Annotated in this window: 15 protein-coding genes; 13 read left to right on the forward strand and 2 right to left on the reverse strand. The window is 68.7% G+C overall.

The window, feature by feature from the left end; genetic code table 11:
- Positions 1-166: 166 nt before the first annotated feature.
- From AB0J90_RS29715 to AB0J90_RS29760, 10 genes are all read left to right on the forward strand, one after another.
- Positions 167-1,435, forward strand: coding sequence for a hypothetical protein (locus AB0J90_RS29715; RefSeq protein WP_363601457.1), 1,269 nt, complete (start codon positions 167-169; stop codon positions 1,433-1,435).
- A gap of 1 nt (position 1,436) precedes the next feature.
- The gene (locus tag AB0J90_RS29720) at positions 1,437-2,288 is read left to right on the forward strand and encodes a glycosyltransferase family 2 protein (RefSeq protein WP_363601459.1); all 852 of its coding nucleotides are present in this window, start codon (positions 1,437-1,439) and stop codon (positions 2,286-2,288) included.
- Entirely contained in the window at positions 2,285-3,361 is a 1,077-nt protein-coding gene (locus tag AB0J90_RS29725; protein WP_363601461.1) for a glycosyltransferase family 4 protein, read from the forward strand. Before AB0J90_RS29720 ends, AB0J90_RS29725 begins: the two co-directional genes overlap by 4 nt.
- Positions 3,362-3,423: 62 nt before the next feature.
- Positions 3,424-4,842 (forward strand): O-antigen polymerase, encoded by a 1,419-nt coding sequence (locus AB0J90_RS29730; RefSeq protein ID WP_363601555.1) that lies wholly within the window; start codon positions 3,424-3,426, stop codon positions 4,840-4,842.
- On the forward strand, positions 4,830-5,744 hold the full coding sequence (locus AB0J90_RS29735; RefSeq protein ID WP_363601463.1) for a glycosyltransferase family 2 protein: 915 nt from the start codon (positions 4,830-4,832) through the stop codon (positions 5,742-5,744). The genes AB0J90_RS29730 and AB0J90_RS29735 overlap by 13 nt, the downstream gene beginning before the upstream one ends.
- Positions 5,741-6,571: a glycosyltransferase family 2 protein gene (locus tag AB0J90_RS29740; RefSeq protein ID WP_363601465.1), complete on the forward strand. Its 831-nt coding sequence runs from the start codon at positions 5,741-5,743 to the stop codon at positions 6,569-6,571. The genes AB0J90_RS29735 and AB0J90_RS29740 overlap by 4 nt, the downstream gene beginning before the upstream one ends.
- A gap of 14 nt (positions 6,572-6,585) precedes the next feature.
- Positions 6,586-7,611, forward strand: coding sequence for a Dyp-type peroxidase (locus AB0J90_RS29745; protein WP_363601467.1), 1,026 nt, complete (start codon positions 6,586-6,588; stop codon positions 7,609-7,611).
- 211 nt (positions 7,612-7,822) lie between these two features.
- Positions 7,823-9,646 carry an adenylyl cyclase gene (locus AB0J90_RS29750; RefSeq protein WP_363601469.1) on the forward strand — a complete coding sequence of 608 codons (1,824 nt, stop codon included), beginning with the start codon at positions 7,823-7,825 and terminating at the stop codon, positions 9,644-9,646.
- A 150-nt stretch (positions 9,647-9,796) separates the two neighbouring features.
- Positions 9,797-10,381 (forward strand): SigE family RNA polymerase sigma factor, encoded by a 585-nt coding sequence (locus AB0J90_RS29755; RefSeq protein WP_363601471.1) that lies wholly within the window; start codon positions 9,797-9,799, stop codon positions 10,379-10,381.
- Positions 10,382-10,384: 3 nt separating this feature from the next.
- Complete coding sequence (locus AB0J90_RS29760) at positions 10,385-11,692, forward strand: hypothetical protein (RefSeq protein ID WP_363601473.1); 1,308 nt, start codon at positions 10,385-10,387, stop codon at positions 11,690-11,692.
- 75 nt (positions 11,693-11,767) lie between these two features.
- Here AB0J90_RS29760 and AB0J90_RS29765 read toward each other — a convergent pair whose 3' ends face one another.
- Positions 11,768-13,312 (reverse strand): protein kinase, encoded by a 1,545-nt coding sequence (locus AB0J90_RS29765; RefSeq protein ID WP_363601475.1) that lies wholly within the window; start codon positions 13,310-13,312, stop codon positions 11,768-11,770.
- A gap of 159 nt (positions 13,313-13,471) precedes the next feature.
- On the opposite strand from AB0J90_RS29765, the gene AB0J90_RS29770 reads away from it, so the two are divergent.
- From AB0J90_RS29770 to AB0J90_RS29780, 3 genes are all read left to right on the forward strand, one after another.
- Positions 13,472-14,149, forward strand: a complete 678-nt coding sequence (locus AB0J90_RS29770) for a hypothetical protein (RefSeq protein ID WP_363601477.1) — start codon at positions 13,472-13,474, stop codon at positions 14,147-14,149.
- On the forward strand, positions 14,146-15,258 hold the full coding sequence (locus AB0J90_RS29775) for an XRE family transcriptional regulator (protein WP_363601479.1): 1,113 nt from the start codon (positions 14,146-14,148) through the stop codon (positions 15,256-15,258). The genes AB0J90_RS29770 and AB0J90_RS29775 overlap by 4 nt, the downstream gene beginning before the upstream one ends.
- A 581-nt stretch (positions 15,259-15,839) precedes the next feature.
- The gene (locus AB0J90_RS29780) at positions 15,840-16,322 is read left to right on the forward strand and encodes a PD-(D/E)XK nuclease family protein (protein WP_363601481.1); all 483 of its coding nucleotides are present in this window, start codon (positions 15,840-15,842) and stop codon (positions 16,320-16,322) included.
- 364 nt (positions 16,323-16,686) lie between these two features.
- Here AB0J90_RS29780 and AB0J90_RS29785 read toward each other — a convergent pair whose 3' ends face one another.
- The gene (locus AB0J90_RS29785) at positions 16,687-17,103 is read right to left on the reverse strand and encodes a hypothetical protein (protein WP_363601483.1); all 417 of its coding nucleotides are present in this window, start codon (positions 17,101-17,103) and stop codon (positions 16,687-16,689) included.
- Positions 17,104-17,194: the final 91 nt, after the last annotated feature.

Below are 17,194 nucleotides of genomic sequence, written 5' to 3' on the forward strand. Positions count from 1 at the left end.
GGTCGCCAGGCGGGGCGATGGTAACGGTGACCGAGTGAACTTGCTCGGGGGGCGGTTGCAGGGCTTCGCGCGGTCGGGTAGAAAGTGCGAGCGACATACGACGGAACTGCGTCGTATCCCAAGTTCCAAACACAGTTACGTCGCGCTTCTGGTAGGGGAGGACCCGGTGGGGGGCGTTACCCTGCTCAAAAGGCGCCGCGCCACCACGGCCCAGGACGGCGAACCAGAAGGTTCCACGCCGAAGTCCCGACGGCCTCTGCGGCTGCTTTCCCCCGAACGCCTCTACATCGCCGCCCTCGGTCTCACCGGCCTGGCTGCGGTCGTGTCGGTCACGCTGCCGGCGGCGGAGCGGGGTGAACTCGCCGCCAACATGGTCAGCGCCACCCTCGGTGCGGCCATCGGCGGCTTGTCCCTCGACACCTACATGTTGTCCCGTCCAGGTGGCTGGGTCTTCTCCCGTGGCCGCAACTGGGTGCTCGCGATCCTCGCCGCGTCGGTGGTGCTGTCCGGCGTGGCCGCCGGGATACTCACCGCGGCCGCCGGCATCGGCAGCTATGTGATCGGTGTCGGCGCAGCAATCGGTCTGACGATTTTCAACACCGTCTCGTCGTTCGCGCTGCGCCAGAAACACTTCTGGCTGGTCTATTCGATGCGCGCGATCAGCGGCGCGATCCTGGTCGGTGGGTACGCGATCCTCTATGCCCGGGGACAGGTCGACGGTGGCCTGTGGAGTATCGTCTGGCTCGCGGTTCAGTGGCTCGGCGCCATCGCGGTATGTGGTGTCGTACTGCGCTTGGCGTGGCGCGCCGGACCGATGCCGGCGGCAACTGCCACCGGCGCGGATTACCGCGCTGATCTGGTCGCGGTGGGCAAGCTTCACGTAGGGGTCTTCGCACAGATGCTGACGCTCCGGTTCAACCAGATCCTGGTGGCCAGGTTCGTCGGAGCCGGACCGCTCGGTATCTACGCCCTGGCGGTGGCCGCGTTGGAATTCGCGCAGGCCGGAGCCGTTGTACGGGCCCAGCAGATCCTCGCCGACCGGGACGCCGAGAACGGGCCGGACCGGACCGGTGCGGTGGTCAAGGCGGCCCTACCCATTGCGCTGGCGGCCGTCGTCGGGCTCGCCGTACTCGGCTTCCTGAACCCGGAATACCGGCACGCCTGGATTCTCGGGCTCTGCCTGCTGCCGGGCTCGCTGGCCACCTCGGCCGGCAAGACCTGGAGCGCCATGCTGCTCAAGAAGCGTGGCGAGCACGCGACCACGGTCGTGGCCGTCATCACGCTCGCCGCGGCGGTGCCCGCGTACTTCGCGGTCATCCCCTGGGGCGGCGTGGTCGCGGCGGCGCTCGCATCGTCGTTCGCCTACGCCGTACACGCATATGCCTCGCGAGCGGGACTGCGGAAGCCGCAGCCGCCTAGCCATGGGACGGTTTGAGATGGATGTCTCGATTGTTGTCCTCGCCTGGGAGGACTTCGAGCGGACCCGACGGTGCGTCCTGTCGCTGCCGCCCGAGGCCGAGATCGTCGTGGTCGACAACGGCAGTTCCGAGGAAATCAGGCAGGCGCTCAGCGAATTCTGCGCCGAGCAGGGTGTGACGTACGTCCAGTCCGGTTCGAACCTAGGGTACGCCCGGGGTATGAACCTGGGTGTACGCCATACAAACCGGGCGAACGTCATTCTGTCGAACAACGACATCATCGTCCACGACGGCGCCGTGGCACGGCTGCTGGAGGCCCTCGAAGACGACACCGTCGGGGCGGCGTTCCCGGGTGTCGTGACGCCGCAGGGGGTGTCGCAGACGGAGGGCGGTCGCTTCCTGAGCATGCGCGTCGGCTTCGCCCACGCCACCGGGTTGAGTCTGGTCGTGCCGAGCCTGCGCATCATCGCGGAGCCGGAGAAGGCGGACTGGTTGACCGGTCCGTTCGTGGCGCTCCGCCGGAGCACCTTCGACCTCATCGGCGGCGTCGACGAGACCTCGTTCTTTTATGCCGAGGACATGCGTCTCTGCTGGGCGGTACGGCAACGCGGCCTGCGGCTCGCGTACCTGCCGGATGCCGTGATCATGCACGAGGACGACGTCACAGCGAAGCGACGCTGGTCCGAGGAGGAGATCTCAGAGCGCCGGACGCGGGAGTTCATCCGGGCCAGCCGCCAGATGGGCGGCCGTCGGGGCCGGGTCGCCAGCACCGCCTTCGTGGGCGGGGTGCTCCTGCGGGCGGCGGTGGGCCGTAATTCGGTGCGCCGGGCGATCGCCCGTGGAGCGATCGAAGGGCTCCGCGCCCGATGAAGGTGTTGTTCGTCTGCACCACCGGTGGCTCCGGGAGGCGCCAGTTCGGCGGAGCGGAGCGCATCCTGACGGAGATCATTCCGGCGCACGCGCGAACGAACGTCGACGTCGTCGCCGCCACCTCCGACGACGAGGTGGGCGCCTCGCTGCGGGATGCCGGGGTGCCGTGGGTGGATCTGAGCGCGGCGAGCCGGATCGACCTGACCTACGTACGGGAGTTGCGTCGTCTGGTCAACGAGGTGAAGCCGGACGTGGTCTGTGCGCACTTGCTCTCGGCCGCGATGCACTCCAGGGCCGCGCTGACCATCGAGCGCCGACGCACGCCGCTGGTGGTCACCATGCACACCAGCCTCTGGCAGTTCCGGGACACCGCACCCTCGCTGAAGCGGAAGGTCGCGATCCAGTCCAATATCAGCCTCGATCTGGCGATGCGCCGTCTGCGACCGCACGCGACGGTCGCGGTGTCGGAGTTCGAGGCCGAGGAGTTGCGCAACCGGGGCCGGGTCAGCAACGTGCACCTGATCCCGAACCCGCTGCCGGACAGTTGGCCGAGCCCGCAGCCGCGGGATTCGACGCCGTCCCGACGGCTCGTCGTCGGCTACCTGGGCAGGGTGGAGCCGGAGAAGGGCGCCGACCTGATGCCCGAGGTCGCGGCGCTGATGCCCGAATTCGACTTCAAGATCGCTGGTAACGGCGCGCTACCCATCGCCGACCAGCCGAATCTGGAACTGGTCGGCCGGGTCAACGCCGCGGAGTTCCTGCGCCAGGTCGACTGCCTGGTTGTCCCCTCCCGCGTCGAGGCCTTCGGTCTCAGCGCGCTGGAGGCGATGTCACTCGGGGTGCCGGTTGTCCACTCGGGCGTCGGCGGCTTGGCGGAGGTCACCCGGGAAGGCACCGGAACCCTGGCCTTCCGGACCGACCTGGCACCCGCGTCGATCGCTGTCGGGATTCGCGAGGCGGTCACGACGGCACCGCCGGAGCGGAGAAGAGCGGTCGCCGAATGGTACGCGAAAGAATACGCCTTCGATCGATGCGTGGAGCGATGGCAGAGTCTTTACCGGTCGCTCCTGTGAAGACCATCGGAGCCAGCTCGGCGCGCGGTCTGCACATCGCCCTCTGGGTGGTGGCAGTCTTGGTGGTTGTCCCCATCTACCTGTTCGACGCCGGTGCCGGTGTGGTGGCCGCGTTCGTCGCCGGGGCGATCATCGCCGTCCGTACGAGCATCTGGCTGGCCGTGTGCACGGCCGCCTGGGCGTTGGTCTTCACCTTCGTACTGCGGATCCCGGGACCGTACGACTCCCCGTCCGGACCTGCCGCGATCCCGGTGCTGGGCGTCTTCGTCGCCTGTTTCCTGGTCGCCTGGTACGTCGGCCGGCGGCTCGCCGACCGGCGCCGGGCGCAGCCCTTGGCGGCACCGGCCGAGGCGGCGACGTGGCCCGGTACGACCGCGCACGGTTCGGCAGCGCCCGAAGCCGAGCCGGCGGAGCGGGCACCGGCTGTCGCTCCGCGACGCCGGATGTTCGCCGGTCTGCCGCGACCCGAACTGAGCTGGCCGACCGACCGTCAGTTGGCCGCCTTCCTGCTGGTCCTCTTCGTGATGGCCCTGATCGGGGCGGCGCTGAAGTTCCGCGGCGAACTGCCCCCGGTGTTCGCCGAAAACCCGGACGCGGCGCGGGAAATCGTGCGGCTGCGGTCGAACATCTTCGTCGGGGTGTTCTCGGAGGCATGGACGCTCGGCATGGCGATCTCGCTGCTGCGGGCGCTGAGCGGTCCGCGTCACAACCGGGTGGCGTTCTTCCTGCTCGTGGTGGTCTTCACCTTCGGTGCGGCCCTCGGCGCGAGCAAGAACTCGGTCCTAGTCGGCATCGTGCCCGCCCTGGTGGCCGCGCTCTCCACCCGGCGTCCGTCGGCGATACGGAAACCGCCGCTCAAGGCATCGCTCGTGGTGCTGCTGATCGGGCTGGTCGCGCTCGGCGCGGCGGTCTATCTCGGTGGTCAGCGCACCCTCGCCGGCACCGGCAAGTTCGAGGACCAGTTCCGTTCGCAGTACGGCGGCAGCGCGATCTCGACCAGCGTCGGCTCCCTGGATCTGTCACTCAGCTCGTCCACCGAGACGTTCGGCCGGCTGTGGGAGGACCGTAACCGGCACGAGCCGGCCTGGGGGCGCTACTCGCTGACGTTCACCGGATCGATCGGCGACCGCCTGTGGGGTCACGCCGACCTGTACGCGATCACCGCCCAGCAGAGCCGGCCGTTCTACATGAACACCGCCACGTTCGTCGCCATACCGTTGATGGACTACGGGCCGATCGGAGCGGCCGTCTTCCTGGCCCTTACCGGTCTGCTCGTCGGTGTCGTCGATCGTCGACTCGAAGGTTCGGTCAACCCGGCCCTGCAGATCGCCCGAGCGATCGTCATCTACTACGCCACCTTCGGGGTGTACGAGTACTACCCGCTGTTGCAGCCCATCTGGCTGACCATCGTGCCCGTACTCGTGGCGCTCTATCTGGTCAGCAGCCGGACGAGATTGAGGATGCCCGCGTGGAAGCGCTGACCGTCGTCACGGTGCTCTACCGCTCCGCGGACATGCTCGCCGACACGCTGCCAACCTGGGTACGCAGTGCCGCCGGGCTCCCGGTGAACTTCATCTTCGCCGACAACTGGCCCGAGGACGGCTGCGAGAAGGTGATCGCCGGCTGTCTCGACGAGGACCGGTACACCTACCTGCCCGACTCGTCGAACCCGGGCTTCGCGGCCGGCTGCAACCGGGCGGTCGCCGCCGTACCGGACGGGCACGTGCTGCTGCTGAACCCTGACGTGTGGCTGCCCGAGGACGCGCTGGCCAGGATCTGCGCCGCGATCGCGGAGGACCCCGGCGTACCGATCGCGGTCGGTCTCGCCATGCACGGCGGCGAGTACGTCGGCATAGACCTCAACCCGATCTCGCTGTTCATCGACCGGCCGGCCGGGGCGGCGCGCGGACCACTGGGACCCTCCGGTGGCGCCGCCGTCTTCCCGACCGAACTCTTCCGCCGCTTCGGCGGCTTCTACGAGCACCTGTTCGCCTGGGGCGAGGACGCCGACCTGGCGTTCCGGCTGTACGCCAGCGGTCTGCGTACCCGGAAGATGGACCTGGTGCTGCCGCACGCGGGCGGCCACAGCGTCGAGGGCGACAACAAGCTGCTCGGGTTCCGGGCCTTCCTGCTCGCCCGCAATCGGGTCCTGGTCGCGTCCAGGACCTTCACCTGGCCACTGATGGTCTTCGCGATCCCGCTGATCGTGGTGGCGCACTGCGGCCTGGCCCTGCGGCGGATCCGGCAGGGTCTGCTGCGGCCGTTCCTGCGCGGCGTGCTGCACGGCCTCCGGGAGGGGCCGGGTGCGCGTCGGCAGTGGACCGGAGCACGGTTCGGGATCGTCTCCCTGTTGGGCTACCTGAGGGTTCGGAGAGCGGGATGACCAGTCACCTGTGGAGTGTCGTGACCGTCACCTACAACTCGGCGGACGCGCTGAGGCAGTGCTGGGGTGGCGCGAAGCCGTACGAGTGGATCGTCGTCGACAACAACTCGACCGACGACTCGGTCGAGGTCGCGCAGGAGCTGGGCGCGCGGGTGATCAAGCTGCCGGAGAACGTCGGCTTCTCCAAGGCGAACAACGTCGCCGTACGTCAGGTGACCACCGAGTACGTCCTGTTCGCCAACCCGGACCTGGAGGTCGGCCCGGACGGGCTCGACGTACTGCGGGCGCATCTCGAGGTGCACGGCGGACTGGCCGCCCCGCAGCTGCTCTCCTCGGCGGGCACCCTGCAGCCCAACGGGCGCGGTTTCCCGTACGCCACGGCGAAGCTGGGCAACCGGAAGATCTGGCCGCTGTCGCAGATGCACGCCTCGTACCGGTTGATCGCCGACCCCGGCGAGGCGATCTGGGTCGCCTGGGTGATGGGCGCCGCGGTCGCCGCGCGTACGGCGGACTTCATGCGCATCGGCGGCTGGAACGAGCGGTTCTTCCTCTACTACGAGGACCACGAACTCGGTCTGCGCGCCTGGCGGCACGGGGAACCGGTGGCGCTGATCGGCGACGTCCGGTGGACCCACCACTGGGCCCGCGCCACCAACTCGTTCCGCTGGTCGAAGGCACACACCTTCGAGATCGAGAGCGCCCGTACGTTCTACGGCATGTTCCCCGAATTCGTGGTCGGCATGCCACCGGCGCCGCGTCGGCATCCCCGCGCGGCGGCACTGATCGGATCACCGGTCCGGGCCACCCACATCCCGGCCGGCGCGTAGGGAAGGAAGCGTCGATGACGATGCCGGAACATCCGGTCGAGCCGGTCACGCCGCAGTCGGTACTCAGCCCGCTGACCAGTTCGGCGATGTTCCTCGTCGTCACCATCGACGCCGGCGGGGAGCAGGCCGTACGGGACCTGCTCGGCGGCATCGCCGGGCTGCAACGGTCGGTCGGCTCCCGCGCCGAGTCGGCCGCGCTCTCCTGCGTGACCGGCATCGGCTCGCTTGCCTGGGACCGGCTCTTCACCGGGCCGCGACCCGCCGGGCTGCACCCGTTCCGGGAGATCGCCGGCTCCCGGCACCGTGCCGTGGCCACCCCCGGCGATCTGCTGTTCCACCTGCGGGCCGGGCAGCTCGACCTCTGCTTCGAACTGGCCGCGCAGATCATGAAGCGGCTCGACGGTGCGGCGCGGATGGTCGACGAGGTGTACGGGTTCAAGTACTTCGACGGGCGGGACCTGCTCGGCTTCGTCGACGGTACGGAGAACCCCACCGGTACGGCCGCGCACCGGGCGGTGGTGATCGGCGACGAGGACGCGGACTTCGCCGGTGGCAGTTACGTGATGGTGCAGAAGTACCTGCACGACCTGACCGCGTGGAACGCGCTGCCGGTCGAGGCGCAGGAGAAGGTGATCGGGCGGACCAAGCTCGACAACATCGAGCTGGACGAGGCGGTCAAGCCGGCCAACTCGCACGTCGCACTGAACGTGATCACCGGGCCGGACGGCCAGCAGCAGCAGGTCCTGCGGGACAACATGGCATTCGGGTCGCCGGGGCGAGGCGAGTTCGGGACGTACTACATCGCGTACTCGGCCACGCCGGACGTCACCGAGCGGATGCTGACGAACATGTTCGTCGGCGACCCGCCGGGCAACTACGACCGGATCCTGGACTTCTCGACCGCGGTGACCGGAAACCTCTTCTTCGTACCGTCGCTCGACTTCCTGGACGATCTGCCCGACGCCCCGGGGTACGTGGCCGCGGAGCGGACCGACGGACTGGTGCCGACCCAGGCCACGGCGGAGCACCGCCGGATATAGCGCGATTAATGGCAGCTCTGTCCCCTGTGGACACGGGCGGTTCGTGAATCGGGTTGGCAAATGGTCGTGCCAGCTATAGCGCGGGACACGATCGACGGGGTAGAAACACACCGATCCCTTCCTTCGCGGCTTGGACCGGGCCGGGCCGACGGAGAGAGCGCTCTCTCCGTCGACCGGTGACGACTCGCCGCCGTCCCCGACAGGCAGGTCGATGAAACCCATTCAAGACCAGGGCGTACGCACGACCGCGCGCCCGCGTACCGGTGGCACCCTGCGCCGCCTCGGCACCGTCATCTCCTCGGCCGCGCTGCTCACCGCCGGCGGCCTCGTGCCGCTGGCCGGCAGCGCCGCCGCACACGGGGGCGGACGCCCCGACTTCGGACCCAACGTCTTCGTCTACGACCCGTCGACCCCGGTCGCCCAGATCCAGGCCAAGTTCGACGAACTCTTCGCGCAGCAGGAAGAGAACGAGATGGGTACGAACAGGTACGCCATCCTGTTCAAGCCCGGCCAGTACGACGTCAACGGCAAACTCGGCTACTACACCACCGTCGCCGGCCTCGGCCAGTCGCCGGACGACGTCGACATCCGCGGCGCCGTACGCGTCATCGGCCAGCCCGACCCCGGCTCCGCCGCCGGCATCTCCGCCCTGACGAACTTCTGGCGGTCGGCGGAGAACCTGTCCGTGACGCCGACCGACTGGTCCAACCAGTGGGCGGTGTCGCAGGCGTCGCCGATGCGCCGGGTGCACATCAAGGGCGTACTCTGGCTCGAACCCGGCAACGCCGGCTTCTCCAGCGGCGGCTACATCGCCGACTCGAAGGTCGACGGGGTCACCATCAACGGCTCCCAGCAGCAGTGGCTCACCCGCGACAGCCAACTCGGCGACGTCTGGACCAACGGCGTCTGGAACCAGGTCTTCTCCGGCGTCGTCGGCGCACCCGAGACGGGCTTCCCGAACCCGCCGTACACCACGCTGCCGACCAGCCCGGTCACCCGCGAGAAGCCCTACCTGTACGTCGACGCCCGGGGCGACTACCGGGTCTTCGTACCGACCCTGCGGCACAACACCTCCGGCACCACCTGGGGCGACGGACAGCGCCAGCAGGGCTACTCGCTGCCGATCGGCGACTTCTACATCGCCAAGCCGTCCGACAGCGAACACACCATCAACAAGGCGCTGGCCCGGGGCAAGCACCTGCTGCTCACCCCCGGCGTCTACCACCTCGACCGGGCCCTGCGGGTCAAGCACAAGAACACCATCGTGCTCGGCCTCGGCATGCCGAGCCTCGCCCCGGACCGCGGTGACGCCGCGCTGCGGGTCGACGACGTCGACGGCGTACGGATCGCCGGTGTGCTGGTCGACGCCGGTGCCCGCGAGTCCGACGTACTGGTCGAGATCGGTGACAAGCACAGCCGCAAGAACCACTCCAGCAACCCGATCTCGTTGCAGGACGTCTTCTTCCGCATCGGCGGGCCCTGGGTCGGCAAGGCCAAGACCAGCCTCGTGGTGAACAGCGACGACACCATCATCGACAACATCTGGGCCTGGCGCGGCGACCACGGCAACGGCATCGGCTGGTCGCAGAACACCGCCGACACCGGTGTCGTGATCAACGGTGACGACGTCACCGCGTACGGGCTCTTCGTCGAGCACTACCAGAAGTACCAGACCATCTGGAACGGCGAGGACGGCCGGACCATCTTCTACCAGAGCGAACTGCCCTACGACCCGCCGAGCCAGGCCGCCTGGACCAGCCCCACCGGCAAGGGCTACGCCTCGTACAAGGTCGGCCGGCACGTACGCGAACACGAAGCCTGGGGTCTCGGCGTCTACTCGTACTTCAACCAGGAAGTGGACATCCGCGCGGACCGGGGCATCGAGGTCCCGCAGACCCCGAAGGTCAAGTTCCACAACATGATCACCGTCTTCCTCGACGGCAGCGGCGGCATCGAGCGGACCATCAACGACGCCGGCACCCCGGTCGTCGGCTCGTACGGCACCAGCACCATCGTCAACTACCCCGAAGGCTGACCGGGACAGCGGTCAGCACAACCGGCGGCGGCCGGCCCGGAACCAACCGGGTCGGCCGCCGCTGCTGTTGGCCGTCGTGTGTGGCGGAGCCGTACAACCGATTCCCGGTGGCGCCCGTCAGAAGAGGGGATGCCAGGGAGGTAGCGCCGGATGCGCGATGGATCGGAACGGGAATACGTCGAGTACGTCACCGCACGGCTGCCCGCACTGCGCCGACTGGCGTACTCGCTCTGCGGGGACGAGCACCAGGCCGACGACCTGGTCCAGGAGGCGATCACCAAGCTCTACCTGAGCTGGGCGAAGTCGTCGAGGGCGAATTCGCTCGACGCCTGGGTACGGGTGATCCTCGTACGCGTCTTCCTCGACAGTCAGCGCAAGGGCTGGTGGAAGGTCCGCCTCTTCGGCACGACACCCGACGTGCACGCCAGCGTCGACCAGCCCACCGAGGACCGGACCATACTGCACGCCGCGCTGGCCAAGGTGCCCCCGCGGCAGCGAGCCGTCCTGGTCCTGCGCTACCTGCACGACCTGCCGGTGAACGAGGTGGCCGAGATGCTCGGCTGTTCCGCGGGCACGGTCAAGAGCCAGGCCTCGCACGGGCTGAAAGCGCTGCGCCGACTCCTGGGCGACCAGGAGATCGCCGGCGCCGTCACGGTGCCACGCGGAGCAGTCCCAGTCCCACGCGGAGCAGTCCCAGTCCCATGCGGAGCAGTCGCAACGACACGGGAAGGATGAGAGATGGACAACGAAGACGAGTACGCGATCGCCCTGCTGCGCCGGCTCGACGACGAGCCGAGCACCCCGAGTCGGGTGGACCTCGACAGGGCGATCATCGAAGGGGGACGACGCCGCCGGACCCGACGCGCGCTCGGCGGAGGGGGCGCGGTCGTACTGGTAGCGGTCATGGTCGCGACCGTGCCCGTCGCGCTGACCGCGCTGCGCCCGGAGCCGTCCGCGCCGCGAAAGCAGGCCGCCGAGCCCGCGGCCAGCACGCCCGCCGCGACCCGGCCGGCGCCGAGCGTGGCGCCGCCCACGGGCTGCTCCGTGAAACGGCTGCCGCTGCCGGACAAGGAACCGATGAGCCTGGTCACCGGCGCCGACCCGAGCGGGCGCTTCATCGCCGGCCGGACCTACCCGGAAAAGCAGCGGGCCGGCTATCCGATCCTGATCTGGGACAACGGGGTACCGCACCGGGTCGTCCTACCCGGCGCCGACCAGGCCCTGGACGACATCAACTCGTCCGGCGTGGCCGTCGGCTCGGGTTGGCTCGGCGACGGGCCGCACGCTTACGTCTACCGGGACGGGAAGGTCAGTCCGCTGCCCGCGAAGGGCAGCGCGCAGGCACGGGGGATCAACGACGCCGGGCAGATCGTCGGGGTACGAGGCGAGGCCGTGGTGGGTTCACAACCGATCCTCTGGCCCAACGCGTCGGCCCAGCCGGTCGACCTGCCGCTGCCCGGTGCCGGCTGGGTAGGCCAGGTCGCCGGCATCGACGAGGACGGCACCGTCGCCGGTGTGGTGTGGGAGATCCCCCGAAACCCCGGCTCGCCCGCGTCACAGGATCCGGGTACGCCGAAGAACCCTCGATCCGGCATGAGTCGCGCGTCGGGCTACCTGTGGCTGCCCGACGGTTCGGTACGGGAACTGCCGAAGCCGACCGTGCAGGGCCAGCCGGCGGACGAGTTCCGACCGAGGAGCATCCGCAACGGCTGGATCATCGGCACAGCGGTCCGCTATGACGAGAACGGCGACCAGGCCATGACCGCCGCCCGCTACTACCTGCCGACGAACGAGTTCGTCGACTTCCCGACCGGCGCGTTCGGCCCGGACTACGGCAACGGGCAGGGCTGGGCCAACGGTTCGCTGCCGGACGGACGCCTGGCGCTGGTCACCGACACCACCACGGTCGAGCTGCCCTTGATCGAGCCGCACAAGCCGATGCACGGGGACCGAGCCCTGACGATGAGCGACGACGGGCGGATCGTCGTCGGCCAGAGTGAGGACTCCGACAACGTGATCCAGGCGGTCGTCTGGAACTGCCGCTGAGGGGCGTGGTTCGCGTACCGGTCCCGAGCCTGTCCTGTCCGCCACGGGACAGGTTCGGGATCCGGGCGGGGCTGGTCAGTTCTCGTCGTCCCCGTTGCCCCGCCTCTTCCCGGTCGGTGGCAGGCTTTCGGCGAGACTGTCGAGGTTGGCCAGCAGAACGTCGTACGCGTCCGAGCTGACCTTGTTGTCATCGCGGAGCTCGGCGAGCCGGTCGCGTACGTCGGCGAGCTTCTTCGCGGCATCCTCCGTGTCACCCTCGATGAGCTTGCGGGCGACGTCGTCCAGCTTGTCGTTCAGATCCTCGGCCGCGTCGGCGTCCACCTCCTGCGCCTGGACCTGACGGTCGAGCGACGTCTGCAGGGCCACCAGACGCGCCGTGGTGCCCCCGGCCGGACGGCTGGTAGGGCTGGTAGGGCTGGCGGGGCTGGTCGGGCTGACCGGGTTGCCGGCGGCGGTGGTGGGTGCGCCTGCCGCGGCGGACGCGTCGGAGGATGCGCTGGGGGACACCGCGCCGGCCTCGGGGCCGGTGTTCCCATCGCCGCCCCGGGTGGCCAGCAGTATGCCGACCACGATGACGGCGAGCAGGATCGCGCCGAGCGTCGCCGTCAGCACGCGGCGGGAGCCGGAGCCGCCATCACGGGACGTGACCATCGTGTGACCGGCACCGTCGTCGAGGGCCGGCATCTTTCGGGTACGGGCCACCACCGACGCCGCACCGCGTACCGGTCCCGCCGGTCCGGGCGCGGATGACTGGGCCACGGGTGGCAGGGGCGGTGCTTCCACCACCACCGTCCGCTGTTCGACGGACGACACGGCTGCCAATCGGTCCCGTACCTCGGTGGCACTCGTCGGGCGGTCGGCGGGATCCTTCGCCAACAGTTGCCCGACCAGGCGATCCAGTTCGGGCGGAGTGCCGGGACGGACCGAGGCGAGTGCCGGCGCGGGTTCGTGCAGGTGCTGCCACAGCACGCGGAGCGGGTTGTCGCCGGTGAAAGGGGGCTGGCCGGTGAGCATCGCGTACAGCAGGCAGCCGAGCGCGTACAGGTCGGTTCGCGCGTCCACCGGATCGCCCGCGGCCTGCTCGGGCGCCATGTACTGGCTGGTGCCCACGGTGGTGGCCGGAGCGGTCAACGTCGCCTGACCGGCGTGCAGGAGGCGGGCGATGCCGAAATCGCACACCTTCACCGTGCCGGCCGGGTCGATCAGGATGTTCGCCGGCTTGATGTCGCGGTGCACCACCCCCGCCGCGTGAGCCGTGGCGAGGGCGCCGCAGACCTGGCCGGCGATCTCCAGCGCCCGATCGAGCGGGAGCGGGCCGTTGCCGAGCAACGTCGCCAGGTTCGGCCCGTCGACCAACTCCATCACCAGGTACGGTTCGCCACCGTCGCTGCCCACGTCGTGCACCGCCACGATGTTGGGATGACCCAGACGAGCGGCCGTACGGGCCTCGCGGTCGAACCGCTCCAGCATGCTCGGGTCGGCCATCCCGGCCGGGTTGAGCAGCTTGACGGCGACCGACCTGCCCAACCGGAGATCGACGCCGCGCCAGACCACCGCCATGCCGCCCCGGCCCAGCATCGTCTGTAGTTCGTAACGGTCAGCTATCACACGCCCGGCCACGAGGCCCACCCTGACACATCGCCCGGACAGCCCGCTGCCGGGGCGGGCTGACGTCCTCGGCGATGCCGCAACCGCCGGTCGTGAACCGTGTTCGGCTCCGTGGCGTGTCGGACACTTGATTTCGGCAATATCAACTGGTGGATCGGCTAGGTTTTCGGGATGGGCTTGCTGGGTGACGCGGTGGCGGTGCTGGACGAGCGCGGGGTGCTGGACCGACTGGGCCGGTTGATCCAGCAGGTGTACCGGCGGGCGGCCGACCGGCACGAGCCCGAACTCGGCGACGACGCGATGAGCTTCGGGACCACCGTGTGGCGCAACCTGGTCCACCTCGGTCAGGCCGAGTTCAACGGCGTCGACGGGGTCCGGGCCCGGCTCGACGACAACTCGCTGGAAATCCTCTGCGCGGGGTACGTGGTGCGGCTCTACTCGTTGCAGGGCGGGATCGAGTCGATCCGGTGGGAGGGCAGCGAGGCCCGGCTAGGTGGGGCGGTGGAGAACAGCCGCGACCGACAGCTGGCGTTCGACGACGAGGGCCAGTTCCCGGAGGTGTTCGCGGGGGTGGTGCCACCGAAGCGGCACGTGCGGATCGCGCACACGGGGGACATCAACACGGGCGAGGCGGTCGCGTACATCGGCCTGCCCAGGGACAACCGTGACGGTGGCTCACCCTGGTTCGAGGTGACCCTCTGGTTCGGTGAGGCTGCCCTGCCGAATACGCCGTTGCCGGTCGCGGACAGCGCCACGGCGGTACCGCAGCCGCGGCACGACGAGTTGCCGCTTCCCGAGCTTGACCTGCTCACCCTGCAGCCCGGCCGGGCTTCCGGCCGATCGGCGTGACGCGGGCACTACGACCGCCGGTTCCCACAGCCGTCGCCGCCGCGGCGTTCGAGCCCCACGCCCTGGCGCTCGCCCGCCGATGGCGGCGGATGCGCAAGAACGAACTCGCCCGGCAGGTCGGGGTGACCGCCGCCGCGGTCAGCCAGTACGAACTGGGCCAGGTACGCCCGTCCGCGTCGGTGCTGGCCAGGTTGGCGTTGGCGTTGGCGATGCCGGTGGAGTTCTTCGCCGGTGGGTTTCCCGTCCCGGTGACTCCCGGGCACGCACATTTCCGCAGCCTCCGTACGGCCACCCAGGCCGAGCGGGACCAGGCGGAGGCGTTCGGGGAAATCGCCTGGCGGGTGGTCGAGGTGGTCGAGCGGCACCTGCGACTGCCCGAGCTGCGGTTACCGCACCTGGACCTGGCCGAGCCAGCCAGCCCCGAGGACGTACGCGCGGCCGCGTCGACCGCCCGGGAGGCCTTCGGCCTCGGACAGGCTCCGGTCGCGCACATGGTCCGGCTGCTGGAATCGTACGGGGTGATCGTGCTCGCCCTGCCCGATGTCTCCGAACGGGTCGACGCCTTCTCCCACTGGTACGGGCAGCGCCCGTTCGTGTTCCTGAGTCCAGCCAAGGACGACAAGGCCCGCTCCCGAATGGACACCGCGCACGAACTTGGCCACCTGCTGATGCACCACGACGCGGAGCCGGGCAGCCAGATCCTCGAACGGGAGGCGACCGCGTTCGCGTCCGAGTTCCTCGCACCCGGCACCGTGCTGCGCGACGAACTGCCCGCCCGGCTCGACTTCGACCGGCTGCACGAACTCAAACGCCGGTGGGGGATCAGCCTCAAGGCGCTCGTGTATCGGGGGCACGAGCTGGGAATCTACCGGGACCACACGTACCGGCGGGGGATGAGCTTGCTCGCCCAGTGGGGGTTCCCGGAACCCGGCGACCTCGGCCCACGCGAACAGCCGTCACTGCTCGGCAAGGCGGTCGAACTCCTCGACCAACAGCAGGTCACCCCTGCCTGGCTGGCGGCGCAGGCGGCGCTACCGCCGATGCTCGCCCGTACGGTCATCGACGCCGCCACCGAACACGTCCCCGAGCTGCGGCTCACGTCTGCATAAGCTCCTGGGTGGGGGCGCGATGGTCAGCGGCGGCTCACGACGCCACCGCTCCCTGATGACGGCTACCGACCGCAGCCGGGTACCCTGATGACTCGCGCCCCCGTAGCTCAGGGGATAGAGCATCGGTTTCCTAACAGGAACCCGATAAAGCATCGTTGCCGAACAACCTGCAATTTCGGAGCCCATGTCTCACATTCGCGGGCAACGATGGTCGTTGCGTGCTCTCTCGCAATAGTTGGACGATGTTCTGTGCCGTGCCCAACTCGCTCAACGGCATGGCCTGGAATTCCGGAGATCGATCAAGCCTGCCTGATGGTACTAGTGGATCAACTCGCCGACTCGTCGTCGGCGTCGTGGGGCCACGTCCATCGGAATCACGACGGCCGGGTCATGGTTGGGCGTCGACTGCCGCCGCCCTTGCATCACGTAGAGGTCGACGCGTCTGGCCATAAGCCACTCGTACATAGCGAGCGCTGGGTCTGTGGATTTTGGGGCTCCGTCTCACATTCTTCACGAGACAGGCCCGATCCTGGTTCTGTACCACGTCGAGAACCCCGCCTACGCAGGATAATAGGGTTGGTGTGAAGCCCGCCGGTGTTCTTGGCACCGGTGGCGGTCTTATGGCGGAGCGCCGTGCGCTCGGTGTCGGTTCACATCCGGAGGCATTGCTGTGTTCGGACGAGTTGCGGGTCAAAGGACGCGTTGACCTCATCAACGTCACGGCCGAACGGGCCGACATTGTTGACCATAAGACCGGCGCTGAGGATCCGAGCCATCTGGACCAACTGCGGTTCTACGCGATGCTCTGGGACCAAGACGAGGTCGCTAATCAGGATCTAACTCCTGTCGGGGCCCTCGCGGCGTCCTACCCCACCGCCGAGGTCATGATCTCCGCGCTTAGTGCCGAGGAGTTGGTGGCGCTCGCCACCAACACCGGTGAGCGGGTTCGCCGAGGCGGACAGCAAGGTGTTGGCGGAGGTCCCCGATGCGACGCTCGGGGAACACTGCGCTTTCTGCTCGGTCCGAAGCCTCTGCGACGCCTACTGGAACGAGGCCGTTCCTGATCCAGCCGGCCTTGGGAACGGAGCGTGGTTCGACTACGAAGGCGTCGTGAGTGCGCAGAACGGCGTGAAGAGTTGGTGGATGGAGAATGCTCGTGGCCGCCAGCGGATGCTGGTCCGCACCCCACCGCGGCGTCCGCTGTTACCCGGCCAGAGACTCCGCATCCTTGGTATCCGACGGGACGAGGAATCCGAGATAAACGCGCCAGTGTCGATGCTTACGACCAGGTCGGAGTTGTTCGTCGTCGGCGAGAGGGACTACAAAGATGAATCGTCAGGTTAAATCGAGGCGGGCGCGGCGTGCTGGCGTGACCGTGGCCGATCGGTGGCGTATCTGGATCGGAGGCGGTGGACAGGCAAGGAACGGTCACCGACGACGCACGGCGAACGTCACCCGCTTGGTCTTTGCCGGTTCCTTGAAGTCGAGTCCAGTGCCGTCGTCGAATATTAGTCGTCCGGTCGGCATGGAGCCGCCGCCAGCCGGGCTCCAGGCGCCGGCCTCGCCCAAGGCTGTCAGTCTCCCGGTCCGCGCGAGATCGATGTCGATGATGTGATCAAGGCAGACGAGCTCGACCCGGCGGACGTCGTCTTTGGCGAGGAGATCCACGACCTGGTCGCCGACGAGAGCATCCAGCGGAGGGTCCAGGGTCTTCAGCGAATTGATCCCGTACACCCGGAAAGACCCAATCTTCTTGCCCGCCACCCGCTCACGTACCTTTTGGACGTCTTGCGAGATTGGTGCCTCGCCCACGGTGCGTTCTCCGATCTTGAACACAGCGATCACTGGAACTCAAGCCTACGCCCTACCCTCGCTGGTTCTAGCTTGAGTTTTAACGTGCGGCTGGGTGACCTCGACCCTGGCTGATCATGAAGAC

Source organism: Micromonospora sp. NPDC049523, assembly GCF_040676775.1.
Lineage (GTDB): Bacteria > Actinomycetota > Actinomycetes > Mycobacteriales > Micromonosporaceae > Micromonospora_G.